Annotated in this window: 21 protein-coding genes and 1 tRNA gene; 12 read left to right on the forward strand and 10 right to left on the reverse strand. The window is 54.6% G+C overall.

All coding sequences use genetic code 11. The features are described from left to right. Nucleotides 1–75 precede the first annotated feature (75 nt). The 3 genes from JXO50_02790 (at nucleotide 76) to JXO50_02800 (ending at nucleotide 3,847) form a co-directional block, all read left to right on the forward strand. Nucleotides 76–164 (forward strand) — tRNA-Ser (locus JXO50_02790). Between the two features lie 238 nt (nucleotides 165–402). Then, the gene (locus JXO50_02795; protein ID MBN2332012.1) at nucleotides 403–2,223 is read left to right on the forward strand and encodes a hypothetical protein; all 1,821 of its coding nucleotides are present in this window, start codon (nucleotides 403–405) and stop codon (nucleotides 2,221–2,223) included. Between the two features lie 124 nt (nucleotides 2,224–2,347). Beyond that, on the forward strand, nucleotides 2,348–3,847 hold the full coding sequence (locus tag JXO50_02800; GenBank protein ID MBN2332013.1) for a YihY/virulence factor BrkB family protein: 1,500 nt from the start codon (nucleotides 2,348–2,350) through the stop codon (nucleotides 3,845–3,847). On the opposite strand, the gene JXO50_02805 is transcribed toward JXO50_02800, so the two are convergent. From JXO50_02805 to pdxA, 10 genes are all read right to left on the reverse strand, one after another. Beyond that, nucleotides 3,820–4,662 (reverse strand): ABC transporter ATP-binding protein, encoded by an 843-nt coding sequence (locus tag JXO50_02805; protein ID MBN2332014.1) that lies wholly within the window; start codon nucleotides 4,660–4,662, stop codon nucleotides 3,820–3,822. The genes JXO50_02800 and JXO50_02805 overlap by 28 nt on opposite strands. A 43-nt stretch (nucleotides 4,663–4,705) precedes the next feature. Further along, the gene (locus JXO50_02810; GenBank protein MBN2332015.1) at nucleotides 4,706–5,749 is read right to left on the reverse strand and encodes an iron ABC transporter permease; all 1,044 of its coding nucleotides are present in this window, start codon (nucleotides 5,747–5,749) and stop codon (nucleotides 4,706–4,708) included. Continuing rightward, nucleotides 5,746–7,326, reverse strand: coding sequence for a cobyric acid synthase (locus JXO50_02815; protein MBN2332016.1), 1,581 nt, complete (start codon nucleotides 7,324–7,326; stop codon nucleotides 5,746–5,748). The genes JXO50_02810 and JXO50_02815 overlap by 4 nt, the downstream gene beginning before the upstream one ends. Continuing rightward, nucleotides 7,319–7,498: a hypothetical protein gene (locus JXO50_02820; protein MBN2332017.1), complete on the reverse strand. Its 180-nt coding sequence runs from the start codon at nucleotides 7,496–7,498 to the stop codon at nucleotides 7,319–7,321. The genes JXO50_02815 and JXO50_02820 overlap by 8 nt, the downstream gene beginning before the upstream one ends. Before the next feature lie 196 nt (nucleotides 7,499–7,694). Then, a complete protein-coding gene (locus JXO50_02825) occupies nucleotides 7,695–8,558 on the reverse strand; it encodes a cobalamin-binding protein (protein MBN2332018.1) in 864 nt (287 codons plus the stop codon). A 74-nt stretch (nucleotides 8,559–8,632) separates the two neighbouring features. Beyond that, nucleotides 8,633–9,343 carry a hypothetical protein gene (locus tag JXO50_02830; protein ID MBN2332019.1) on the reverse strand — a complete coding sequence of 237 codons (711 nt, stop codon included), beginning with the start codon at nucleotides 9,341–9,343 and terminating at the stop codon, nucleotides 8,633–8,635. Beyond that, nucleotides 9,343–9,879, reverse strand: a complete 537-nt coding sequence (gene cobO / locus JXO50_02835; GenBank protein ID MBN2332020.1) for a cob(I)yrinic acid a,c-diamide adenosyltransferase — start codon at nucleotides 9,877–9,879, stop codon at nucleotides 9,343–9,345. Before cobO ends, JXO50_02830 begins: the two co-directional genes overlap by 1 nt. Nucleotides 9,880–10,024: 145 nt before the next feature. Continuing rightward, nucleotides 10,025–11,233 (reverse strand): radical SAM family heme chaperone HemW, encoded by a 1,209-nt coding sequence (gene hemW / locus JXO50_02840; protein ID MBN2332021.1) that lies wholly within the window; start codon nucleotides 11,231–11,233, stop codon nucleotides 10,025–10,027. Next, on the reverse strand, nucleotides 11,214–12,023 hold the full coding sequence (locus tag JXO50_02845; GenBank protein MBN2332022.1) for an IclR family transcriptional regulator: 810 nt from the start codon (nucleotides 12,021–12,023) through the stop codon (nucleotides 11,214–11,216). The genes hemW and JXO50_02845 overlap by 20 nt, the downstream gene beginning before the upstream one ends. A 128-nt stretch (nucleotides 12,024–12,151) precedes the next feature. Then, entirely contained in the window at nucleotides 12,152–13,210 is a 1,059-nt protein-coding gene (pdxA, locus tag JXO50_02850) for a 4-hydroxythreonine-4-phosphate dehydrogenase PdxA (protein ID MBN2332023.1), read from the reverse strand. A 113-nt stretch (nucleotides 13,211–13,323) separates the two neighbouring features. Between pdxA and JXO50_02855 the strand changes: the two genes are divergently transcribed. From JXO50_02855 to JXO50_02895, 9 genes are all read left to right on the forward strand, one after another. Next, nucleotides 13,324–14,220 carry a UbiA family prenyltransferase gene (locus JXO50_02855; GenBank protein MBN2332024.1) on the forward strand — a complete coding sequence of 299 codons (897 nt, stop codon included), beginning with the start codon at nucleotides 13,324–13,326 and terminating at the stop codon, nucleotides 14,218–14,220. A 24-nt stretch (nucleotides 14,221–14,244) separates the two neighbouring features. Beyond that, nucleotides 14,245–15,045 (forward strand): SAM-dependent chlorinase/fluorinase, encoded by an 801-nt coding sequence (locus tag JXO50_02860; protein MBN2332025.1) that lies wholly within the window; start codon nucleotides 14,245–14,247, stop codon nucleotides 15,043–15,045. A 128-nt stretch (nucleotides 15,046–15,173) separates the two neighbouring features. Beyond that, nucleotides 15,174–16,505, forward strand: coding sequence for a DUF1015 domain-containing protein (locus JXO50_02865; GenBank protein MBN2332026.1), 1,332 nt, complete (start codon nucleotides 15,174–15,176; stop codon nucleotides 16,503–16,505). A 72-nt stretch (nucleotides 16,506–16,577) separates the two neighbouring features. Next, nucleotides 16,578–17,279, forward strand: coding sequence for a methyltransferase (locus tag JXO50_02870; GenBank protein MBN2332027.1), 702 nt, complete (start codon nucleotides 16,578–16,580; stop codon nucleotides 17,277–17,279). A 236-nt stretch (nucleotides 17,280–17,515) separates the two neighbouring features. Then, complete coding sequence (locus tag JXO50_02875) at nucleotides 17,516–18,502, forward strand: polyprenyl synthetase family protein (GenBank protein ID MBN2332028.1); 987 nt, start codon at nucleotides 17,516–17,518, stop codon at nucleotides 18,500–18,502. Between the two features lie 234 nt (nucleotides 18,503–18,736). After that, complete coding sequence (trxA, locus tag JXO50_02880) at nucleotides 18,737–19,066, forward strand: thioredoxin (protein MBN2332029.1); 330 nt, start codon at nucleotides 18,737–18,739, stop codon at nucleotides 19,064–19,066. 94 nt (nucleotides 19,067–19,160) lie between these two features. After that, the gene (locus JXO50_02885) at nucleotides 19,161–19,694 is read left to right on the forward strand and encodes a TlpA family protein disulfide reductase (GenBank protein MBN2332030.1); all 534 of its coding nucleotides are present in this window, start codon (nucleotides 19,161–19,163) and stop codon (nucleotides 19,692–19,694) included. A gap of 58 nt (nucleotides 19,695–19,752) precedes the next feature. Beyond that, complete coding sequence (locus tag JXO50_02890; protein MBN2332031.1) at nucleotides 19,753–21,816, forward strand: glycine--tRNA ligase subunit beta; 2,064 nt, start codon at nucleotides 19,753–19,755, stop codon at nucleotides 21,814–21,816. Nucleotides 21,817–22,011: 195 nt separating this feature from the next. Next, entirely contained in the window at nucleotides 22,012–24,669 is a 2,658-nt protein-coding gene (locus tag JXO50_02895; GenBank protein ID MBN2332032.1) for a pyruvate, phosphate dikinase, read from the forward strand. Nucleotides 24,670–24,697 lie beyond the last annotated feature (28 nt).

Here is a 24,697-nt window from a genome sequence, read left to right on the forward strand (position 1 = left end):
ACGTTCAGAGAAAACAATAAAAATTATTTCCCAGGTAAACTATCTTACGGTGCAAACCGCGGTATTGAGTGTCAAGGAGAGATGGCCGAGTGGTCGAAGGCGGTTGACTCGAAATCAGCTGTGGGCTACGCTCACCGTGGGTTCGAATCCCACTCTCTCCGCCAGTCATATGGACTTCCAATGGTTTTGGAAGTCCTTTTTTTTGCAGGAGGTGAAAAATATTCCTGCCGGGGTGTGCTGCCGTCATCGTTCATTTTGCAAAACTGCAGAAAGGTGTTATCATTGTTTTTCAGGGAATAGAGCGCAGGGACCTCAGCCTCCAGGCCCCAACTGAAATCATTCACCCGGAGGTGCCGGTTGCCGTTAAACCCTAACGGGCATGACACGGAGAGGAATACGACAATGCATCGATGGCTGAAGGCAACCATGGTAACGCTACTGCTGGTTGCAGCGGTAATTGTCGGCTTGACGCTCTTTATCCGCTTCACCTTCACCGAGGACCGGCTGAAAACACTGCTCATTCCAGCGGCAGAAAAAGTACTGAACCGGCCGGTTGCCATTGACCGCCTGCAGATCGGCATCTTATCCGGAATTACCATCAGTAATGCGACAATCAAGGAACTCGATGGCTCCGGCAATCTGCTGACCATCGATACCATAGCTCTCCGCTATGATCTCTGGAAGCTGCTACAGCGCCAGCTGGCGATCAGTGAGATAACCGTCGTCAATCCCCAAATCCATATTGTCCGCAACCGGCAAGGCCTCTACAATATCAGCAACCTTAGCGCTCCGCCAGACGAAATCTCCACGCCACCGGCGGTAGAACAACCGTCAGCAGGAAAAACCGCCGCCCTGCTGCTGGCGGTTACCGTTGCCGAGCTCGCCGTGGACAACCTGTCATTCAGCTTCCATGACGCATTGGAACAATTACCAACCGTCCAAGGTACTGGCGATCTGCGGCTGTCCATGCACCTTGACCCGCGACGGCAGTCTTGGACCGGCAAAGGCCTCATCACCTTGGCAGCTGATCTTCATTACCACACTGTCCGGCCCCACCTGGCAGGCACGATCACCTTTAACCAGGATCAAGCCAGCTACACCGTTACCCTCCAGCAGGAAGCGGAAACCATCCGAATCTCCGGCCTGATAGATAATTTTTTCCATGGACCGGCAATAACCGCTGATCTTTACAGCGAACAGATTCATGCCGATTACCTGGCCGGCCTGTTAGGTTCTCTGACCGGCTCAGCGCCAGCCCAGCCACCGGCGGTGGTGAAATCCGCAACAACAAAGAATACCCCGACAGCCAAAAAAGGCCATCCAGGGAGATCTCAGGCAACATCACCGGCACCGACTCCACAGCTCACAGCCAAGGGCAGCATCGACTGCAAACAAGTCATCTATAATCGAGCAGCTGCCGAGGATTTTCACTGTTTCTATCGCTTTGACCAAGGGATGCTGACCATCAGGGACATCCGGGGCCGTACTGCCGGCGGTACCTTTGCCGGGGCTATGGAGATTGACCTCAAATCCGAGACGCCACCCTACCGCGGCGAGCTGGCGGCTGACACCCTGCAGGTGCCTGCCCTGTTGAGCATGTACTCCCCCAAGGCGCCGGTGGTGACCCGTGGCACCCTGCAAACGAATCTTACCTTTGCCGGCCGGGGGGTCGGGCAGGCGGAAATGGAAAAACACCTGACCGCCAGGGGAACCTATGTCCTTCGGGACGGCCAGCTGCAAGCCAACGCCACGACCAAAGAAATTGTCCGGCTTCTCAAACTGCCGCAGTTGGCAGACCCTTCATTTGATGATCTTTCTGGAAATTTTCAGTTGAAAAAAGGCAACGTCAGCATTGACTCATCGATGCAGGGAGATAGCTTTTCAGCCACCGGCAACGGCCGCATCGGGCTTGATGGCACCCTTGCCCTGCCGGTCACTGTGCGTCTTGGGCCGACATTGAGCAACCAGTTTCAGCAGCAGTTTTCCTGGGGTACTCTCCTGCTGAACAAGGCGGGAGAAACGGAACTGTCCCTCTTCCTGGAAGGCACGATCGGCAGGCCAAAAGTTACCCTGGATACTCACGCAGCCCAGCAGCAACTGGAAAAACAATTACAACAAACCCTTGACACCTTCCTGGGCAACAAGAAAACACCGGCAGAGGGCACCAGACAACAACCGGCACTGCCCCTGCAGGAGCTTATTCCCAAGCTGTTTGGCCGGTAGACAGGGGAGGAATTACACCACCGGTGAGAACCAAAGATAAAACCTGAGGGCATCGTCGCTTTTTTCCTCCCCGTTGGGCTCTCAGGGAATACAATGCGGTCGTTTTTCAACCGGAAGGGACAATATGAAATCACACCAAAAGCATGGGGCGCCACTATTCGGGCGCAATTATGTAGAGCTTCTCAGCACCCGCATCTGGGAGGAACCCCGGGGTTCTTTTGTCCGGCAGAATATAGTTCGACTGTTCAGGATTGTGCTTATCGTCCTCCGTGAACTGCGAAAAGATGCGATCACCCTGCGGGCCGGCGCCTTGACCTTCACCGTCGTTTTATCACTGGTTCCCATACTGGCATTGGGAACCGCGGTCCTCAAGGGGCTTGGGGCCGGCAACCAGATGCGGGAGGCAGCCTACCATTTTATTGACCAGGTTGCCGATCAGCCACCTCCAAGTCAGCGCCCGGCAATCGAGCCCGGAACCGGCGGGGACATACAGGCGGGTAGTGAAAAAGTCGATGCCCGGGACGATTCGCCAGCGGACCAGCAAAAAACAGCCGGCGAAAAAGATTTTGCCGGCCATCTGCGTTCAGCGGTGGATCAGATGTTTGCCTATGTTGATCGGACAAACTTCGCCACCCTGGGGGCCATCGGGATTTTGTTTCTGGTGATCAGCGTTATCATGGTCATTGGCAGTATAGAAGAGGCCATGAACGTTATCTGGCAGGTTCCCAAGGGCCGTCCTCTGGGACGGCGGATACTGGATTACCTGGCCTTGATGATTCTCTTTCCCATCTCCATTAATCTCGGTCTAGGAGCCTCGGCAGCCTTGCACAACCAGGCATTGCTGAGCCGGCTGGAAGGCATTCTGCCGGCAGCCCTGATCGGCCTGCTGACCTTTCGACTACTGCCTTTTATCATCTTGGCCGGCACCTTTACCCTGCTCTACCAGTTTCTCCCCCACGCTAAAATCCGCTTCCGACCGGCTTTGGTTGGTGGCGTTGGAGGTGCCGGCGGCCTGTTGCTGGCCCAGAAGCTGTATCTGCATCTGCAAATCGGTGTTGCCCGCTACAACGCCATCTATGGCTCTTTTGCCACCGTCCCCCTCTTTCTCTTATGGATCTACCTGGGCTGGGTCGTTTTTCTGGCCGGCGCCGAAATCGCCTTCGCGGTCCAGGTCTGGCGCCATTACCTGCCGGCGGAACAGCAGTTCTCCCCCACAAAGCACTTGGCACTTTCCCTGGATGTTCTCCTGCTGGCCCTGGAAGATTTTAAAGACCGGCAGGTGTGCACCTGCCACAGCCTGGGGCAGCGACTCCATGAATCGGCGGCAACCATTCGGACCGTCACCAATGACCTGTTGGCCGCCGGCCTGCTTCGCCGGGTGGATGGCAACAACGACTCGATGGTACCGGCCGGCCCGGCAGAATCCATGAAACCGGCTGATATCATTGTTGATCTTTGGGGGCTACAGTCAGGCCAGAGCGCCGGCAGCCGGATAACGGAAACAATGATGGCCGCCATCCGGGCATCGTGTTCCCATCTGACTCTGAAAAAGCTTGCGGACCAGGAACAGAACAACAGCGGCGGCGGAACTGGAGATCAGGAGGAAGTGGGTATTGATACTTGAGGACGACCAATCATAGGCGGTGTGTGGACAAAAAGTTTTGTCGCAAAAACCTCTTCAAGGATCTCCCGCTGCATAACATCCTCGGTTTCACCCTGAAACGCAATCCGGCCTTTTTGGAGCAGAAAAAGATAATCAGCAAAGATGCTGGCCAGATTCAAATCGTGAAAAATTGCCAGCACCGCCAAACCCTCCTCTTTTACCTTTTTCTCCACCAGCCGCAGGATCTTCACTGAATGATGGATATCAAGGTTGGACGTCGGTTCATCCAGCAGCAGCAGTTTTGGCTCCTGAACCAGGGCCCTGGCCAACAGAACGAGCTGCCGTTCACCACCGCTGACCTGGGTAATGGGACGATCCTGCAGATGATCAATGCCCGTTTCAGCCATCACCCGCACCACCACCGGATCATCCTCCTGGTAGCCTTTGGCAAAGAGACCGGCAATATGGGGATTGCGACCCATGGCGATGACTTCACGCACGGTGAACGGAAAGGAGATATGAGTATCTTGGGGAACGACAGCCACCTGGGTTGCCAGCTCCTGGCGGCCGATCCCCATCAGGTTGCGGCCGGCAAGCAGAATTTCACCGGCCTGCGGCTGAAAAACCCGACAGAGATTGTTGATCAGAGTTGACTTGCCGGAACCATTTGGCCCCAACAGACCACAAAAGAATCCCGACCAGAGGCTGAAACTGATATCCTCAAGGACCGTCTTCCTGCCATAGCCGCAGCGCAACCCTTTGATGCGCAGCAGTTCGGCAAACTGACGTCTGGCTGCTGACTCAGATGGAACTTCTGGTAAACGCTTTTTTTCCATAAAATTATAACCAATAGGACTCAGGCAGTATCAGGCTAAGGGTCTAGTGGGCTTTGAATTTCCGCTTGAAGATGTAGCAGAAAAAAGGTGCCCCGAGAAGTGCGGTTACCACCCCCACGGGAATTTCATTGGCACCGGCGACGGTGCGGGCCAGGGTATCGGAAAGAATCAGGATGACACCGCCCAAAAGGGCCGATGCCGGCAGCAGGGTTCGATGGTTCGGCCCCAGAATCAGCCGATTGATGTGGGGAACCACCAGGCCGATGAAACCGATCACGCCACTGATCGAAACAGCAACTGCGGTCAACAGAGAGGCAACCAGCAGCAGCCGGCGGCGGACCCGCTGGACATCAACCCCCAATTGCATGGCCGTGGCATCACCCATGGCAATAATATTCAGATGGCGGGCATTGGCCTGCATGACAACAAAGCAGACAACAAAATAGGGCAGCAGAATGGTGACATGAACCCAGAGTCGCCCCGAGAGGCTGCCCATGATCCAGAAAACAATGGATGACAGGTTTTCACCGGCAATGCTTTTGCAGAAACTAATCAACGCCGACAGAAAAGAGGCGACAATGACACCGGCCAAAATCAGGCTTTCGGGCATAATGCTGCCTTCTGTCCGGGCGACGGCATAGACAAACAACAGGGACATGAGAGCGCCGACAAAAGCAAAGCAGGGAACGATGCCCAGGCTGCTCAACAGGGGCAGGCCCACAAGAATCCCCCTCAGGATCATCGCCACCGTAGCTCCGAAAGCCGCTCCGGCTGACACCCCGATCGTGAACGGGTCGGCGAGCGGATTGAGCAGCAATCCCTGAAACACGGCGCCGGCGACCCCCAGGGAAGCTCCCACCAGCAACGCCACCATGATTCTGGGCAGACGTACATCCCAGACAATCAGATGATGACTCAACGGCACCGCCTCGCCGCTTACCAGGTTTTTCACAACCGGCAACCCGCCAAGCAGGCTTTTGACCACCGCCGGCAATGGCAGCTGGGCCGCCCCGACAGCCGCCGAAACCATGACAATAACGACGGTCAACAACAGCAGGAGAAAAAAATAGGTGGCAGTTTTTGTCATTTCATAACAGGTGGTTGCGAGGTTACCCCATCGGCGATAATGCTTTCGATAGCTGCCAAGTCCAGTGAGCGGATCAGCAGGTCAGCCAGCTGGTCCAGGCCCTGCTCTTTCCGGACGGCAAAGGAATCACCTGCCGCTGCCGGCCGGTCCACTCCATGGCGATGCTTCCGGAGACCCTGCAGAAAACCGGAGCGAAAAAGATCATTATCAAAAATGCCGTGAAGATAGGTCCCCCAGATCATGCCATCGGCAGTTATTGCCCCGTCGTAATGCTCCTCCAGGCGGCCGCTTTTTTTAATCTCCAACAATGGCGTCGTCGCCTCATGCAGGGTTGTTCTTCCCATATGAATTTCATAGCCGGCAACCGGCAACCCGGGGGGCAGGGAAAACAGCGGGATCGACAGCTGACCGCGGCTTTGCACCGTCACCTTTTCCCCGGCCAGTTCGGTATCCACCGGCAGCAACCCGAACCCGGCCACCTGACCTCTAGTGGTTTCAACCTGATGGGGATCAGAGATGCGTCGGCCCAGCATCTGGTAGCCGCCACAGATACCGATAATAGCCCCTCCCCGGGCGGCAAAAGTCCGCAGCCGCTCTGCCAAACCGGCCTGCTGCAACACCATCAAGTCATCAATGGTGTTTTTGCTGCCCGGCAGAATTATCAGATCATAGTCTTCCAGGACATCATCGACCATCAGATAGTCAAGTCGAACATCCGGCTCGTGGAGCAACGGATCAAAATCGGTGAAATTGGCGATATGAGGCAGCTTGACAACCCCGATGGCAAGCCGCCCATCGTCAGCACCTACCGCTGTTCTGCCATAGCCTTCAACGGCAACCCCATCCTCCTCGGGCAGGTAGATGTCACGAAAGAAGGGGACCACTCCGACAAAGGGAACGCCGCAGCGGGCCGCAATCATATCCAGCCCAGACTGCAGCAGGCGCTGGTCTCCACGAAATTTATTAACCACAAAACCCCTGACCAACGACCGTTCGGCTGGCGCCAACAGCTCCATGGTGCCCACCAGGGAGGCAAAGACTCCCCCCTTATCGATATCACCAACCAGTAAAACCGGAGCCCTGACGCTGGTTGCCAACCCCATATTAACAATATCGTTATCCCGCAGATTTATCTCAGCCGGGCTGCCGGCGCCCTCAATGATAATCAGCTCATAGCGACTCTGCAAGCGGGTAAAGCTGGCCTTCACCGCTTCCCAGGCTTTGGCTTTGTACTGATGGTAGGCAAGCGCCGACATCGTCCCATGGACAGCGCCATGGATGATCACCTGGGCACCCACATCGCTGTTTGGCTTGATCAGCACCGGATTCATATCAACATGGGGCGGCAAGCCGCAGGCTTCCGCCTGCACCACCTGGGCCCGACCCATTTCGTGTCCTTCAGGGGTGATGAAGGAATTCAGGGCCATATTCTGGGCCTTGAACGGCGCCACCGCCACGCCCTGACGATAAAAATAGCGGCATAGGCCGGCCACCAGGATGCTTTTACCAACGCTGGAACCAGTTCCCTGGATCATCAGCAGCTTGGCCGGTTTCCCCTTTTCGAAATGCTTATTCATTTTCACCGATCAAGTGAATCGGGCAGGAAAGACGGTATTTACAGGTTTCCTTCGGGTGGCGGCAGGCCAGCCCCTCTTTCACTTCCAAAACATCACCAAACTTTTCGCAGGTGGCATAGCGGCGACCCATGATCCCACGCCGTTCATTATCCTCTTGCTCATTAATTTTCACCGGAAACTCCCAACAGCATAGCTTTAGACCACTTACCAATTTTCCGGAATCCAGGCAAGATGGTCTCCGCTGCCCTGGTCAAGGATGGAAAAAAACCAAGGCCAACCACCAGATGACACGTTTACGGGTCAAGATACACACCCTGCTGGATAATAACAATGACTTTTTACGATGATCGCACCAGCCGGCGTCAAGGTCACCAGTGGGCGTCAGGGTGAAGAAGGCGGGCAATTTTTTCAAGTCCTGAAACAATGCGCGGCGAGGGCCGATCAACCAGATCAGCCTCGATAACATACACCCGGTTGAGGCGCACCGCCTCAATGGAACGCCACTTTTTCCAGGTTCCGGCAAAACGGCGATAATTGGTGGTGGGGGACATGGAAGAGATAATAATCACCTGGGGATTGTCAGCCAGAACCCGTTCGACGGAATAGCGGGGGTAGAGAACCGGATTATCCCTGGTCACCAGAATCCCCCCGGCCCGGCTAATCAGATCGGCGGCAAAGGTTTCGCCGTTGACTGAAACAATGGGATCCACCCCCACCTGGTAAAAAACCCGCTGTTTCGGCAGACGGGCAACCAGCCGTTCCACCTCACCGACCCGTTGCTTCATGGCCAGGATAACCTGCTGGGCCCGGGGCAGGGTGCCGGTTATTTCACCAAGATTGCTGATACTCTGATAAATCCCCTCGAGGTTTCGGGGGTTTACCCGATATACGGGGATACCAAACCTCTTGAGGGAGGCAATGATTTTTTCCTGGCGGCCCTCAAGACTGGCAACCACCAGATCGGGCTGCAGGGAAAGGATCTTTTCCAGATTCAGGCTGAAAAAGCTGCCGACCCGGGGTTTTTCCCTAGCGGCCGGCGGATAGGTGGCAAACTCGGTTACCCCGACGATCCGCTCGTCAAGATCAAGGGCAAAGAGAATTTCCGCCAGGCTGGGAACCAGCGAGATAATCCGCTGCGGTTCGCCGGGGACATCCACCTGATTGCCCAGTTCATCGAGAACAGCAGCAGTCCCGACTGATGAAACCAGCAGCAGAAAACAGCTGCACAGCACCAGGAAAATACTCTTTTGGCAAAGGAGATAGTTCTTCATAGGATACAAAAAGGTTATCAAAACGGAGAGGGTGATCAATGATGGGCAGATGCTTGATGAACAATGGTCAAACCGCTGCAGTACTGACCGGGGAAAACCGCATGCAGACGGCCGATGACACTCCTGGTGATCAGTGGTCCCAAACCGTCAACACCAAAATCTTTCATCCGATAGAACCGATAATCAAGATCAAGAAAAGCCGGCCGGCTGGTACAGAGGGTGATGGCGTGGCAAATACCCCGTTTTTTCTGCGCCCGGCGGCCGGCAACGCCCATAACCTCCTCCAGGGTTGATGCAGGATAGAGTCCCCCGCCGGAGTCCCGCACCAATTCATGAACATCGTGATCTGCCACGGGCATCTGCGCCACCAGTGTGGCATAGTCCGGCTTGCTGATCACCAGGGCAGTCAGCCAGCGGCTATTCTGGCGCTGGTCACAGCCCTCTCCATGGGGCAGAAAAAAAACCAGATCATTCCAATACTTGGAGGATTCCACCGGCAACAGACGCAACTCAGCGGCCACGTGCCTCGTTCTGAGCACCACCTGGCGGGGCTCAGCCCAGAATCGGGCTGCCAACTGCCCAAGCTGCTGCTCCTTTTCTTTGACCAAAGCCAAGGGCGGCGAAGCGGCCGGCAACTCCATGATAATCTGCCCCCCTTCCAGAGAAGCAGTCAACAGGTAGTCAAGGGCCTTGCCCAGCATCGGTTCCTGTACCTGAACAAAACTGATAAAGGCGGCAAGGGACATCAGAATTCTATCCCGCGCTGGGCGGTTATCCCCTCCTGATATGGATGTTTGATCTCTTTCATTTCAGTAACAAGATCAGCCAGCTCGATAATTTCCGGCGGGGCATCACGGCCGGTAAGAATAACATGGAGATAGGCAGGTTTCTTTTTCAAAGTTGCCACCACCCGCTCAACCGGCAGCAGCTTATAGGCAAGAGCATAATTGACTTCATCACAAATAACCAGGTCGTAGGCTCCGGAAAAGATCGCCTCTTCACATTTCTGCCAGATATGTTCGGCCAGGTCACAGTCCGCCGCTTCCGGCTCGGCCGCCCCAAGCTTGAGAAATCCGGTCCCCATGGGCGTAATAGTCAGGTTGTCAAACTTTTTTGCCGCCTCCAACTCACCATATTTCCACGAGCCCTTGATAAACTGGATGACGATGATATGAAAACCATGGCCGGCGGCACGAAACGCCGTTCCCAGTGCGGCAGTCGTTTTGCCCTTGCCATGGCCGGTATTGACAACGATTAGGCCTTTGCGTTTTTCCTTACCCATAGTGCCCAGCAATCCTTTCCAGCAATATTTTTCGGCGAACCTTAAACTGACCCTCAAACTTTGTCAACAAAAATTGGCCCCGGCAAACCCTTTGCAACCTGCCGCCACGATTGAAGAATTTCACCTGCATGCAGCAGGGGTCACTTCAGGCAAGAACCTCAAGGGCAATTTCATCGGCAAGCAGCAGACCGCGTCCTGTCAAGCGCAGTCGATGATCGGCAGCTTTCAGCAGCCCGACCTCGATCAGCGGCTGCAGCCTTTGCAGGAGGTCTGCCACCAGCATGTAATCATACTCAGCGGCAACCTCTTCCAGATCAACTCCCTTGATGAGCCGCAGCCCCATGATGATCCGCTCGGCAAACGAACTTTCATAGGAAATGCAATCGATTGCTGCCGGGGCACTATCGTCTCCCGCCGGCAGCGGTTTCCTGAAAGCAGTCATATATGCCACCACCTCCAGGCCATACATAGTGCGGACTGCCCAGCATTGCACATCCCGTTTCACCCGCCGTGACGACCAGGCACCAGCCCCCAGGCCCCAGTAATCATCCAAATTCCAGTAGGCTTGATTATGGCGCGAGGCAAACCCTGTGCGGGCATAGTTCGAAATTTCATACCGACGATAACCCCGCCGATCAAGAACCGTGTTCACCTCCTCCATGAACCCGGCCTGCAGATCCAGGCCCACCGGCACAACGGTTCCCGCGGCAACTGCCTGCCCCAGTGGTGTTTCCGGCTCGATGCTCAGACAGTAAGCAGCGATATGGGCTGCACCCAAGCTACTGATCTGCTCAAGATCACCGTGAAGAGCGTCGATGGTCTGTCCCGGATATGCGTAGATCAGATCAAGACTCAGATTGTCAACTCCGCAGTGCTGCAGTTCGGCCACCGCCTGCAGGCCATCAGCAACAGTATGACAACGACCGAGAAGCTTCAGACCCTGATCGGTAAAGGTTTGCAGCCCCAAACTGAAGCGGTTGATGCCGACGGCCAGATAAGCCTTGATTTTTTCTCTGGTGAGGGTTGCCGGATTTGCCTCAAGGGTTATTTCGGCCCCTTCAACAACAGTGAACCGGGAAAAAAGACGGGCAAAAAAGCCTTCGTAAAACGCCGGAGAAAGGAGGCTGGGGGTACCGCCCCCCACATAGATGCTCTTGATGGGCCGACCGGACCAGCAGGCGGCCCCGGCAGCCAGCTCATTGAGAACCGCCTGGAGATAGGCACCTTCCGGCACCGGATCAATAACAGAGGAGGTAAACGAACAGTATCCGCACCGGGAAAGGCAGAAAGGGATATGCAGATAGAGTGAAAAACCGGAAGCGGGCAACGCGCGGCTATTGTTCTCCGGAAACACTTAAAGCAACTTCATAACCCAGCCGCCGGGAGATATCGGCCGCTGATTTTTTTACCGCCGGGGCAATATCGTTGATAATCCGCTCCTCAGTCAAACGAAAGGAAGGACCGGAAACACTGATTCCTGCCACCACCCGCTTGGTGTAATCACGAATCGGGGCACCAACACATTTGACATCCAGATCGTATTCTTCGTCATCAACGGCATAGCCCTGAACACGCACCTGTTCCAGCTCCAGCAGCAGATCATCCTTGTTTTTGACCGAGTTTTCTGTACAGCATTCCCATTCCTTGACAGACGGCAGAATCTTATCCAATTCCCCCAGGTTGAGATAGGCAATCTGGGCTTTGCCGATGGCTGAACACCAGACCGGCAGCTGGGAGCCGACCCGGGACACCACCCGGACCGCCTGATTCGACTCCACCACGTCGAGATAGACAACATTGCTGCCGCGGATGACCCCGACATACGCATTTTCCTGCAGATCTTCACATAAACGCTCCATAATCGGGTGCGCCTGACGCAAAACCCCCATCTGCTTGATAAAGGTCTGCCCCAGCTCCAGACTTTTTATCCCCAGTCGGTAGTTCTCCGTCACCCGGTTCTGTTCTATATAGCCCTTTTCCTCCAGCGTTGCCAGCAAGCGAAAGACATTATTCTTATGGAGTTTCAACCGCTTGCTGAGCTCGGTAACACCCAGTTCATCAACGTCACCACTGAACTCTTCCAGCAGTGACAGGGCATGGGCAACCGCCTGTATGGTATAATTCGATTTTTCCCTTTTAATCATGACTACTCACCATCTCCTGGTCACGATTTTCAACTACAATAAAACCCTTTTATCCAGAAAGTGCTTCTGAGAATAAAATAGCGTTAGATAATTGTCAAGGAAATTTTATCAGCTAATCCAACATATTTTCATATTTGTTGCTTACGACCCATTTTATTTTTCTTCTCCTGGAAAGACTGCAAATCAAACGCTAAACGGATGGATGCCAGCATGCTTGAACAGTCGGCAAGATTTTTACCGGCAATATCAAACGCTGTCCCATGATCTACGGAAGTCCTGATGAAAGGAAGGCCAAGGGTAAGCTGAACCCCATCGGCAAAATGGAGCAGCTTGAAAGGAATCAGACCCTGATCATGATACAAGGCAACCACCGCATCATACTCACCTGCCACCGCCCGGTGAAACAGGACATCCGCTGGCACCGGGCCTTCAATTGCCAGCCCCTGTCGGGACAGAAAACGGATTACCGGCGCGATGACCTGCTCCTCTTCATCGCCAAACGCCCCACCCTCACCGGCATGGGGGTTTAATGCGGCCACCGCTATGGGTTTTCCCCTGCCGGCACCGACCCGCTGCCAGAAATCATGGAACAGGACAATTTTGCGCCGCAGGAGGTCACCATGCAGCTGGGCGGCAACCTGGGATAGAGGCAGATGGGTGGTCACCAGAACAACTTTCAAACGAGACCCCCAAAACATCATCGCCACTTCGGGACTGCCGGACAGTTTTTTGAGTATTTCAGTGTGTCCCGCATAAGACAGGCCGGCCACATGGAGCGACCGTTTGGCCAGCGGGGCAGTGACCAGACCAGCAGTCCGACCGGCCATGGCCAGTTCAACAGCCTTTTTGACGTAGCTGAAAGCGGCCATGCCGTAGACGCCATGGTTCACCCCAAGCGGAAGGTCCGGCAGCAGCCCTTCAAGCGGATTCAGCACCGGCACCATGATCGCCGGCGAGCGCCGGGACAGCGGTGCATGCTCCCGGCCAGCCTGCACAAAACTGATCTGTTCGTGACAGCCAAGGTTTTGCGCTGTTTTGTTGAGCCGCGCCTGATCACCAATCAGCAGCAACCGACGGCGCTCGGCAGGAGCCAGTGCCAACCAAGATTTCACCACAATCTCCGGGCCGATACCGGCCGGATCTCCCATGGTCACCGCCAGGACATCAGGGGTAATCATTCTCTCCATAGAAATTCCCTTGCATCAACGTCGTTCTTGAGGTAAACAATTTTTCACGGCACCACGTTCTAAGAACTTGGCAAAAGGTTGACAACCAGCAATTTTCGGTACCCATCCTGGTTATGAAAAAACATCAACTGAAGAGATACAGTCAACACCTCCGTCAACGACTACAAGTTTTTCTTGAGTTGGTCAAGTTTTCCCACACAATCTTTGCTCTGCCATTCGCCCTGATGGGGGCACTGCTGGCCGCCGGCGGCCTGCCGGCGGGCGGGCAGCTTTGCTGGATCATCATCGCCATGGTCGGCGCCCGCACCGGGGCCATGGGAACGAACCGCCTGCTGGACTACCGGATTGACGCACTGAACCCACGCACTAAAAACCGGCCGCTGCCTGCCGGTCAGGTAGGATTATGTCAGGTTCTGCTGCTGATCATCGGCAGCTACGGCATTTTTGTTCTGGCCGCCAGCCAGCTCAACCATCTCTGTTTCATGCTCAGCCCCTATGTCATCATCATCCTCTCCGCCTACTCGCTGGCCAAGCGATACACCGTTTATACCCACTACATTCTCGGCTTCAGCCTCGGCATTTCACCCATTGGAGCCTGGATCGCGGTCACCGGCAGCCTGGCGCTTCCGCCGATCTTCCTCGGATTGGCAGTTCTCTGCTGGGTCACCGGGTTTGACCTGCTCTACGCACTCCAGGATATCACCTTTGACCAGAAAACCGGGCTTTTCTCCCTGCCGGCCAAGATCGGCGTAGACGCGACCCTGTTGCTGGCCAAACGGCTTCACCTGATCATGCTGGCACTGCTATTGCTGGTCTTTTTGGCATCACCCCATGTGGGCTGGCTCTATCTCGTCGGGCTGCTGCTTGTCGCCGGCCTCCTCCACCATGAACATCAGCTGCTTTCACCTACGGATCTCTCACGGATAGATGCTGCTTTTTTTACCGTCAACGGCTACATCAGCATTTCCCTTTTCGTCGTTACTGCCATTGACGTCCTGTTCCTCCATTAGCCGTTGTCGTCCAGGATAAACACCATGCTTATCACCCTGCTGACCGACTTTGGCAGCCAGAGCCCCTATGTTGCCATGTTAAAGGGGTTGGCGCTGCGTTCTGCACCAACAGTACAGATCATCGACATCAGCCATGCCGTCCAACCCGGCAACAGCCAGGAAGGACAGTTTCTGCTCAACTACTGCTGCCCCACATTTCCAGCCCATGCCGTGCACCTGGCGGTTGTTGATCCGGGTGTGGGCACCGGACGCCGAGCCCTGGCGATCCAGACGGCCGCCGGTTTTTTTGTCGGCCCAGACAACGGAATTTTCACCTGCATGCAGGAACGGGCAACAGCCATCCATGAGATCAGCAATCCAGCAATTATTTCTCCTACACCGGCGCCCACGTTTCACGGCCGGGACATCTTTCTGCCAGCCGCCCTGCATCTGGCGGCTGACCGACCGATCGGCGAACTGGGGCCTCCGGTTGGCCCCGCAGCCCTGATTTCAACCCCCCTGCCGGAACCGGTCGTCAACGATCGATCAATCCATGGCACCGTCATCTATGGTGACCATTTCGGCAACCTGATCACGAATATCACCTGTGCAAGCGTAACATCTTCCCCCCGCTTCCACTGCCGGTTCGGCGACTGGCACACTAACACCCTGACCTCCACCTATGGCATGGTCCAGCCGCAGACCACCATCTTGACCTGCAGCAGCTTCGGGCTGCTGGAAATTGCCGTCAACGGCGGCTCCGCTGCCGAACGGTTTCGTATTGACCGACACTGCCCGACCGACTGTCCGATCACTATTCAGTTCGATACCACCCCTGGTCGGTAAAAGGCACTACTGCAAGGCAAAAGCAGTTGCCTTGCCCCCTTTTTTATGATAGAGCGGGCTCGACTGGTGCCTGTTTACCAACCCGGGAACCGTCAATCCAGAAAAATACCCTAAAGAGTGAGGAAGTCGTGCCGATCATTAAACCATTTTCCGGAACCTATTATAATCCCGACCACATCAGCGACCTTTCAGCAGTTGTCGCCCCCCCATACGATGTCATTTCCACCACCGACAGGGAAAAACTGCTGCAAAAAGACCCCCATAATATCATTCGCCTTATCCTGGGGAAAAGCGCCCAGGAAAAAGGTAAACCCCGGCAGGATGAAGAATATCGTCAGGCGGCAACAACCTTGGCTGCATGGCGGGAAAAAGCAATTCTGGTTGCCGACCGGAAACCGGCGCTTTACTACCTTGAAGAAGAATTCACCATCCTTGGTATCACCTACTGCCGAAAAGGTTTTATCGGCCTGCTGCAGCTGACCGGCCTCCCCCACAATGCTGTTTTGCCCCATGAAAAAACCATGAGCGGCCCCAAGGAGGACCGCTTGAAACTGATGACCCATTGTCAAGCCAATTTCAGCCAGATTTTAACTCTCTATGACGATCCTGATTTCATTGTCGAACGGGAGCTGCAGCAGCATCGTGAAACCGAACTGCCGTTCATTGATCTGAGCGGCCATGAGGGTATCGATCGACGTCTGTGGCAGGTTACTGATCCGGCAGCTATCAGCCGGATTCAGGCGGTTCTGGCCCCCCAGTCGCTCTTCATTGCCGATGGCCACCACCGCTTTGAAACCGCCATGCAGTACCGGCAGTTGAGGCTGCAGCAGGAACCCCGGGCAGACGGCCGGGAGCCTTACAACTATGTCATGGTTTACTGTTCCAATACCGCCAGCAGTGATCTGGCTATTCTGCCGACCCATCGGCAGGTTTCCGGTTATCCAAAGCTGGACCCCGCTTCATTTATTGAAAAGGCCGGAAAACTGTTCCAACTTACACCTCTTGAGCTTCAGGAACGGTCGCCGGAGGCCATGGCAAAAACGTTATTGGACACGTTGAAAACGGAACAGCAGGGCACCAGGTTGGTAGCCGTTGTCGGCAACCGCCCCGACTGCTACCTGCTTTCATTAACCCCGGAGAAACGGGCATCGCTGATGGAAAACCTGCCTGCCGCCCTTGCTTCTCTGGATGTTTCCGTTCTTCACCACCTGCTTTTCGGACAGGCACTGCAGATCAGTGCCGCTGACATGGAAACGCAGCGTTACACCAGCTTTACCCAGGATGCGGCCGCTGCGGTGGCCTCGGTCATGGGCGGCGAAAACCAGCTGGCGGTATTGCTCCGTCCAACAGCGATCGAGCAGGTAAAACAGGTTGCCGCGGCCGGCGAAAAAATGCCGCAGAAGTCCACCTTCTTCTATCCAAAGCTGGTGACCGGCCTGCTTCTTTACCTCTTCAGCTAGCAGTAATGAATGCATGGCATCCGTGGGAAAGCTAAACCCTGACGGTTTATCAACCAAACAGGAATCGATTGCATGCCCACAACTCCCAGCGGCCAGTCAACCGTCACCACTGAAGTGCTCCCGGCAGAACAACTGTCCATCCAGCAGCCAAAAAGTGGCTACCGCTACAATATGGACCCTTTCCTGCTGGCCGACGCGGTCACCTTGGAAACCGGCACTAACGTTCTTGATCTGGGCACCGGCGTAGGCGTTATTCCCCTCCTCCTGGCCCGACGTTTTCCCTCTGCTGGACCATTCACAGGTATCGAAATCCAGCCGGAACTTGCGAACCTGGCCCAAAACAACACCATTCTCAACAAGCTACAGAATCGGATTACCATTCACCATGGCGATTACCGCTTCTCTCAGAACATTGCTCCGCCGGCCTCCTTTGCCACGGTGATCACCAATCCTCCTTATTACCAAAAACAACAGGGACGCCTCAACCAGTGCCGCCAAAAAGCCATCGCCCGCCATGAAATCACCACCGATCTGACTTCCCTGGCGACAACGTCGGCCTATTTTCTCAAACCCAATGGCCGGATTTTTGTTATCTACCCGGCTGAGCGCCTCTCCTCGCTGCTGGCTGCCTTTACCAAACAGAAGCTCATACCAAAACAACTGCAATGCATCCATCCCCGGCCTGATGAGCCAGCCGAACTGGTTATCCTGACAGCCCGCAAAAACGGCAGGGAGGGACTGGAGATTGCCGCTCCGCGAGTTATCCAGTCATAACCGTCAACCCCATTTACACCGACAATCAACAGTCACCTGCTGCGCTGGTTGAAAAAATCAGGGCCTTTTATTATTTTTCCTTCCGGCTGCCGATGGCCGGCGGTTAAAAACATTTTGACATGTACCGGCCATTAGGCTATAAATTCTCAGGTTTAGCGTCTCAACAGCATCTGTCATTACGGAAATAAGGCGGCGTAATGGGTCAGTTTTTTCCGCCTTCAAGGTTTGCCAGCATCATGACCGTTATCACCGGGATAAACGATGTGTTTCAGCTCATCGATGATGAGCTGAAACAGACCGAAGCTGCCTATTCCAGCCATCTGCAGACCAACGTTTCCCTCATTCCAAAAATAAGTGAACATATCATCTTAAGCGGGGGAAAGCGTTTGCGGCCGGCCCTGCTTATTCTGACCATGAACATGCTGGGGGGGAAACCCTCTTCAGCAATCACCCTGGCGGCGGTTATTGAATTCATCCACACCGCCACCCTGCTCCATGATGATGTTGTCGACCAGGCTGACATGCGCCGGGGACTGGCGGCCGCCAACACTATTTGGGGTAATGAGGCATCGGTCCTGGTGGGGGATTTTCTTTTTTCAACCTCTTTCGATCTGGCGGTTGACCAGGGAAATCTGAAAATCCTCAAAGCCCTCTCTTCCGCAACCCGCCGTTTGGCTGAAGGTGAAATCCTCGAACTGATGAAAACGGCCGATGTGACCACTACCGAAAACGATTATCTGGCGGTCATTGAGGGCAAAACCGCCATTCTTATGGCCATTGCCTGTGAAATCGGCGCCCTGCTGGCAGATACCGATACAGCGATGCAGCAGATGATGAAAGCCTTTGGCCTCAATCTGGGAATGGCTTTCCAGATGGTCGATGACGTGCTGGATTATACGTCACGGGAGGAAGAACTGGGTAAAGCAATCGGCATCGACCTCGAGGAGGGAAAACTTACCCTGCCGCTGATCCATACCCTGAACCAGGCAACCGAAAAAGAAAAACAGCAGCTGCATGACATTATTCTGGCTGACTTCGTCACCAAGGAAGATTTTGTTTTGGTCCATCGGCTGATCAGCCGTTATAAAGGAGTTGAATTCACCCTGCAGCGGGCCGCCACCCATGTCGCGGAAGCAAAGAACCTGCTCATGCCGCTGCCGCCGTCACCCTTCAAGGAAGCACTGCTTTTTCTCGCTGACTATGTCCTGCAGCGGGACCGTTAAAGGAAACTTTGTCATCATGAGGATTGTCTTTTTCAGACAAGGATGTTATTGATTATGGATTTTGAAAGTCTGATCTCCACTGGAATTTTTGTGGTTATTGTCGCTTTTATTGCCTATCGTCTTTTTAAAGGAGGCGGTTGAGGGTGCTAAGCGGCCGGTCGGGCTGGGCAGTCTCTTTTTTTAACTTCACGTATCCACCACTATTAGCATTTACCTTTTGCAGGAGGAAACCACATGTCGGCTGAATTTATCGGACACTTGAATGATGACAACTTTGCTGCTGAGATCGAGCAGTCTGAAGTTCCCATACTGATTGATTTTTATGCCACCTGGTGTGGACCTTGCACCGCTATGGCCCCGGTTCTGGAAGAATTTGCCCGGGAGCAGGAAGGTAAGATAAAGGTGTTTAAAATCAATGTTGATGAAAACCCCAAAACTCCGGCAAAATACGGTGTCCGCGGCATCCCGACACTGATTCTTTTTGCCAAGGGGAAAGAAGTCAACAAGATTGTCGGCATGGCACCGAAAGATCACCTGGAAAACATGCTTAACAGTGCGCAATAATCAGATGTCCGATAAAGATTACTCAACAACGGGAACGGCGAAATCAGCCGGCACCATTGCACGGCCCCACCATGCAGCTCACAGGAGGTGCACCATGGCCATGGCTACCACCAACGAGCGCAAACCGCTGTTAACCATCGTCCTCTTCCTTATCCTGATCAGCTTCTGCTCCTGCGGCCAATCGTCCGGCCCAGAGGAAAAAAAAGGCAAGCTGGCACCTGATTTTTCGCTGACCTCCTTTGCGGGCAAGAAACTTACCCGGGATTCTTTGAATGGCAAGGTAGTCATCCTTGATTTCTGGGCCACCTGGTGCCCCCCCTGCCGGGCGGCAATTCCCCATCTGGTGGAACTGGATAAAGAGTATCGCGACCGGGGACTGGTTATCATCGGAGTCAGCCTTGACCGCGGCGGCAAGGAAGAAGTTGCTGATTTTGCCCGCCGAAACCAGATGGACTACGACCTTGCCCTGGGAATTGACAACGCCATCCTTAAGTCCTTTGGTGAAATCAGCTCCATTCCAACCATGATTGTCCTCAACCAGAAATCAGAAATTGTTTTCAGGGCGGTTGGCTTCAATAACGAGATCGCCCAGGCCATTGACGATAAAATCATTGAGCTTTTGCAGTAAACACTTCCCGATGTTTCTATCCCAAACCGGATAATCGCTCCCACTGATGGAGGAAACGATGCCCCATGATTTTTTACTGGAAATCGGGATGGAAGAGATTCCAGCCGGTTTCCTGACCAAAGCATATACTGATCTGGCGACCCTCACTGCCGGTCTCCTGGAACGGCAACGGTTGTCTTACGAAACCATCAGGATAATGGGAACGCCCCGACGGCTGGCGGTCTACGTCAGCAGCTTGGCTGACCGGCAGGAGGATCGGGTTATTGAAAACCTCGGCCCCTCCCGAAAAGTTGCCTATGATGCTGAGGGAAAACCAACCAAAGCAGCAGTCGGTTTTGCCCGGGGACAGGGCATCGACCTGGACCAGCTGGAAATAGCAACCACCGAAAAAGGGGACTATCTCTGTGCCAGAAAAAAGGAAACCGGCCTGGCAACGGTCGATATCCTGGCAGCGGCGTTACCCGGTTTTGTTCAGAATATCCCCTTTCGTAAATCAATGCGCTGGAAAGACCTTGATCTCCGCTTTGCCCGGCCCGTGCACTGGCTGCTGGCACTGTTTGGTAAAACAGTTATCCCCTTCGACTTCGGCGAACTGCAATCGGAAAATTGTTCCCATGGGCACCGGTTCATGGCTCCGGGGCCGTTTGCCATCGATCACCCCGCTCACTACCTCGACCTCTGCCGACAGGCTAAGGTTATCGTTGATCCCACCGAACGCAAGGCTATGATTAAGGAGCAGCTGCTGGCCATTGAGCAGCAGGTTGACGGCACCATCATTGCCGATGACGACCTGTTGGAAACGGTCACCAATCTGGTGGAATATCCTGATGCAACCTGCGGTACCTTTGAGGAGCAGTTCCTCCGGCTTCCCGATGAAGTATTGATCACCGTTATGCGCCACCATCAGAAATATTTCAGCATCCGCAACCGCCAGGGCGAACTGATGCCCCATTTCGTCACCATCAACAATACCGTTGCCCATGACCGCCAGCTGGTGATCGCCGGCAACGAGCGGGTTCTGCGGGCTCGACTGAACGATGCCAACTTTTTCTACCAGGACGATCTGAAAGTTGACCTGGAATCCTTTGTTGAGCGGCTGAAGAATGTGGTTTTCCAGGCAAAGCTTGGCACCTCCTATGAAAAGATGACCCGCTTCCGCTCCCTGGCTGAAGACCTCGCCGTCCGGCTGTGCCCGGCTAAAAAAGAGCGGGTAAGCCGCACTGCCCTGCTCTGCAAGGCAGACCTGGAAAGCAGCATGGTCTATGAATTTGCCGACCTGCAGGGAATTATGGGACGCGAGTATGCCCGCGCGGCAAAGGAACATCCCGACGTCAGCCGCGGGATCTATGAACACTATTTGCCCGTCGCTGCAGGCGGCGCTTTGCCAACCGAAGACTGCGGTGCCCTGGTGAGTATTGCGGACAAGATTGACACCATTGTCGGCTGTTTTGGCATCGGCCTGCTGCCAACCGGCGGTGCGGACCCGTACGCCCTGCGCCGCCAGGCCCTTGGGATTATTCATATTATCAGTGACCGCCAGTATGAGCTTGACCTTTCCTGGCTGGTGGAAAAGTCCCTGGTTCTCCTGGCGGAAAAGATTGACCGGCCGGCCCAGCAGGTTGCACAGGAGGTGCTGGAGTTTATCAAAGGACGACTGTTCAACAACCTGACCGCCAAAGGCATTCCTGCCGGGGTGGTGGAAGCTGTTCTCCATGACGGGGTCAGCGATCTGGTGGAAGCCGGCAACAAGATTGCCGCCCTTGATCTTTTTCGCCACCGTGACGACTTTGAATTGCTGCTGGTAGCTTTCAAACGGGTTATGAACATCATCAAGGACGCCTCTCCTGCTGCACAGATTAATGAACAGCTCTTTGAAGAGGAAGCGGAACAACAACTTCACCAGGCATTTCTGCAGATTGATGCCGCATGCCGACAAGCCATTGCCGACCGGGATTATCCCCGGGCACTGGCAACCATGGCAGAGTTGAAACCGACCGTCGACCAGTTTTTCGATCAGGTTATGGTGATGGCCGAGGATGAAACGGTAAAAAAGAATCGCCTGGCTCTGCTGCAAGCCATTGCAACCATGTTCAAGCAGGTTGCCGATTTCGCCAGGCTCTAATTTTGATGAACTCGTAACAACTGGCAAAAAGCTTTGAAAACCGGATGGCACAGTAACGGCTCCAGATTTGAGGCAAGCAAAGCCTGAGGAATGAGGCATACATCCAGTACACCGCAGTGACGAAGGTTGCAGGTTAACGAAGAAGATGGCGTTGTTACAAGCCATCAATTTTTCAGGATAAAAAGGGGATTGCAGATGGCAGAAAAATATGTTTTCACGTTTGGCAATGGCGCTGCTGAGGGCAACAGCTCGATGAAAAATCTGCTGGGCGGCAAAGGAGCCAATCTGGCAGAAATGACCAGCATCGGCATCCCGGTGCCCTCTGGTTTTACCATCAGCACCGAAGCCTGTGTCCATTTTTATCAGCACCACAACCAATACCCTGACGGCCTGACGGAGCAGGTACAGGACGCCATTGCCAAAACCGAAGCAATCATGGAGCGGCGCTTTGGTTCTCCGGACAATCCATTACTTTTCTCGGTCCGCTCCGGTGCCCGGGTTTCCATGCCCGGCATGATGGATACCGTCCTCAACCTGGGTCTCAATGATGACACCATCAAGGGAATCATCAGGCAGTCAGGTAATGAGCGCTTTGCGTATGACAGCTATCGCCGCTTCATCCAGATGTACGGCAATGTTGTTCTTGGCATTGATGGGGAAAAACTGGAAGAACTCCTGGAAGAAATGAAGGAGAAAAGGGGCGTTAAACAGGACACGGAACTGGACGCCTTGGATCTTAAAGAACTGGTGGGCCTGCTGAAGGAGAGGGTGCGGGAATTGACCGGCAGTGATTTCCCTGAAGATCCCGCAGCCCAGCTGTGGGGGGCGATTTCAGCCGTTTTCAAATCCTGGGAAACCAAGCGGGCAATCACCTACCGCCGGCTGAACAATATTCCGGACCACTGGGGAACCGCAGTCAACGTCCAGTCCATGGTCTTCGGCAATATGGGAGATGACTGCGCCACCGGGGTGGCCTTCACCCGGGATCCCTCCACCGGTGAAAACTACTTTTTCGGTGAATTTCTCGTCAACGCCCAAGGCGAAGATGTGGTCGCCGGCATCCGCACTCCCCAACCGATCAATAATGTGGGCAAGACCGACCAATCCCTGCCTTCGCTGGAAGAGGTGATGCCGCCGCTCTACCAGGAACTGGTAACCATCTATCAAAAGCTGGAGCAGCATTATCATGATATGCAGGATATCGAGTTTACCATTGAAAGAGGAAAGCTCTGGCTTCTGCAGACCAGGAACGGCAAGCGAACCGTCAAGGCAGCCGTCAAGATCGCCGTTGATATGGTCAACGAAGGGCTGATCAGCAAAAAGGAAGCTATTTTGCGCATTGATCCCCAACAGCTGGATCAGATGCTCCACCCCACCCTCGACCCCGATGCGCCCCGGACCCAGTTGGCAAAAGGGCTGCCCGCCTCCCCGGGGGCCGCCTGTGGGGAGGTTGTTTTCTCCGCCGATGAGGCGGAAGCGCTGAATGCCGAGGGGAAAAAGGTTATTCTGGTACGCATCGAAACATCGCCTGAAGACATCCACGGCATGCATGCGGCCCAGGGTATTCTGACCTCCCGGGGCGGTATGACCTCCCATGCGGCGGTTGTTGCCCGGGGGATGGGCAAATGCTGTGTCGCCGGTTGCGGTGACGTGGTGGTGAACTACAGCGGTGATTTCTTCAAGGTCGGCAAATCGGTGGTCAAAAAAGGCGATATTATTACCCTTGATGGGTCAACCGGTGAGCTGTTCCTGGGCACCATCCCCACCATTGAACCAGGGCTGACCGGAGAATTCGGTATCTTTATGGACTGGGTTGACGAAACCCGCCGCCTGAAGGTCCGCACCAACGCTGACACCCCCCATGACTCAGCTGTGGCCCGCAATTTCGGCGCGGAGGGCATCGGTTTGTGCCGCACTGAGCATATGTTCTTTGAGGAAGACCGGATCATGGCCGTCCGGGAGATGATTCTGGCCTCTGATCTGGCCGGCCGGGAAAAAGCATTAGCCAAGATTCTGCCGATGCAGAAAAGCGATTTCATCGGCATCTTTACCGCCATGGAAGGTCTGCCGGTAACCATCCGGCTCCTTGATCCACCCCTGCACGAGTTTCTTCCCCACACCGACCACGAATTGAAAGAGCTTTCCCAATCCATGGGGATACCCTTTGAAACGCTTAAACAGCGAACCGCCGGCCTGCACGAATTCAATCCCATGCTGGGACATCGCGGCTGCCGGCTGGGCATCTCCTTCCCGGAAATTTATCTCATGCAGGTCCGGGCGATCATGGAGGCGGCCTGCGAGCTGGTGAAAGGTCCGCAGCTTTCCGTCATTCCGGAAATTATGATTCCCCTGGTTGTCGACGTCAGAGAACTACGGATTCTGAAAGAAAAAATTATCACCATCTGCGATGAAACCATCGGCCGTTACGGAGTTACCCTCGACTACCTGATCGGTACCATGATCGAACTGCCCCGGGCAGCCATTACCGCCGATGAGATCGCCAAGGAAGCTGAATTCTTCTCGTTCGGCACCAATGACCTGACCCAGACCACCTATGGACTCAGCCGTGACGACGCCGGAAAATTTCTCAAAGATTATCTTGATCAGGGTATTTTCGCCGTTGATCCGTTTGTTTCCATTGATATTGACGGCGTCGGCGCCTTGGTGGAAATGGGCGTTACCAAGGGCAGAACGACCCGCCCGGATCTCAAGGTGGGCATCTGTGGCGAACATGGTGGCGAGCCGGCATCGGTGGAATTCTGCCATCGCACTGGCCTCAACTATGTGAGCTGTTCTCCCTACCGGGTACCCATTGCCAGACTGGCGGCGGCCCAGGCGGCCTTGAAGGAGTAGCTTTACCGGCAATCAGAGATGCAACATG

The sequence above is a fragment of the Candidatus Anaeroferrophillus wilburensis genome (genome assembly GCA_016934315.1).
GTDB lineage: Bacteria > Desulfobacterota > Anaeroferrophillalia > Anaeroferrophillales > Anaeroferrophillaceae > Anaeroferrophillus > Anaeroferrophillus wilburensis.

Coding starts and splice junctions, on each gene's coding strand:
- JXO50_02795 (MBN2332012.1), top strand. CDS start 403: ATGCATCGATGGCTGAAGGCAACCATGGTAACGCTACTGCTGGTTGCA.
- JXO50_02800 (MBN2332013.1), top strand. CDS start 2,348: ATGAAATCACACCAAAAGCATGGGGCGCCACTATTCGGGCGCAATTAT.
- JXO50_02805 (MBN2332014.1), bottom strand. CDS start 4,662: ATGGAAAAAAAGCGTTTACCAGAAGTTCCATCTGAGTCAGCAGCCAGA.
- JXO50_02810 (MBN2332015.1), bottom strand. CDS start 5,749: ATGACAAAAACTGCCACCTATTTTTTTCTCCTGCTGTTGTTGACCGTC.
- JXO50_02815 (MBN2332016.1), bottom strand. CDS start 7,326: ATGAATAAGCATTTCGAAAAGGGGAAACCGGCCAAGCTGCTGATGATC.
- JXO50_02830 (MBN2332019.1), bottom strand. CDS start 9,343: ATGTCCCTTGCCGCCTTTATCAGTTTTGTTCAGGTACAGGAACCGATG.
- cobO (MBN2332020.1), bottom strand. CDS start 9,879: ATGGGTAAGGAAAAACGCAAAGGCCTAATCGTTGTCAATACCGGCCAT.
- JXO50_02845 (MBN2332022.1), bottom strand. CDS start 12,023: ATGATTAAAAGGGAAAAATCGAATTATACCATACAGGCGGTTGCCCAT.
- pdxA (MBN2332023.1), bottom strand. CDS start 13,210: ATGGAGAGAATGATTACCCCTGATGTCCTGGCGGTGACCATGGGAGAT.
- JXO50_02855 (MBN2332024.1), top strand. CDS start 13,324: ATGAAAAAACATCAACTGAAGAGATACAGTCAACACCTCCGTCAACGA.
- JXO50_02860 (MBN2332025.1), top strand. CDS start 14,245: ATGCTTATCACCCTGCTGACCGACTTTGGCAGCCAGAGCCCCTATGTT.
- JXO50_02870 (MBN2332027.1), top strand. CDS start 16,578: ATGCCCACAACTCCCAGCGGCCAGTCAACCGTCACCACTGAAGTGCTC.
- JXO50_02875 (MBN2332028.1), top strand. CDS start 17,516: ATGACCGTTATCACCGGGATAAACGATGTGTTTCAGCTCATCGATGAT.
- trxA (MBN2332029.1), top strand. CDS start 18,737: ATGTCGGCTGAATTTATCGGACACTTGAATGATGACAACTTTGCTGCT.
- JXO50_02885 (MBN2332030.1), top strand. CDS start 19,161: ATGGCCATGGCTACCACCAACGAGCGCAAACCGCTGTTAACCATCGTC.
- JXO50_02890 (MBN2332031.1), top strand. CDS start 19,753: ATGCCCCATGATTTTTTACTGGAAATCGGGATGGAAGAGATTCCAGCC.
- JXO50_02895 (MBN2332032.1), top strand. CDS start 22,012: ATGGCAGAAAAATATGTTTTCACGTTTGGCAATGGCGCTGCTGAGGGC.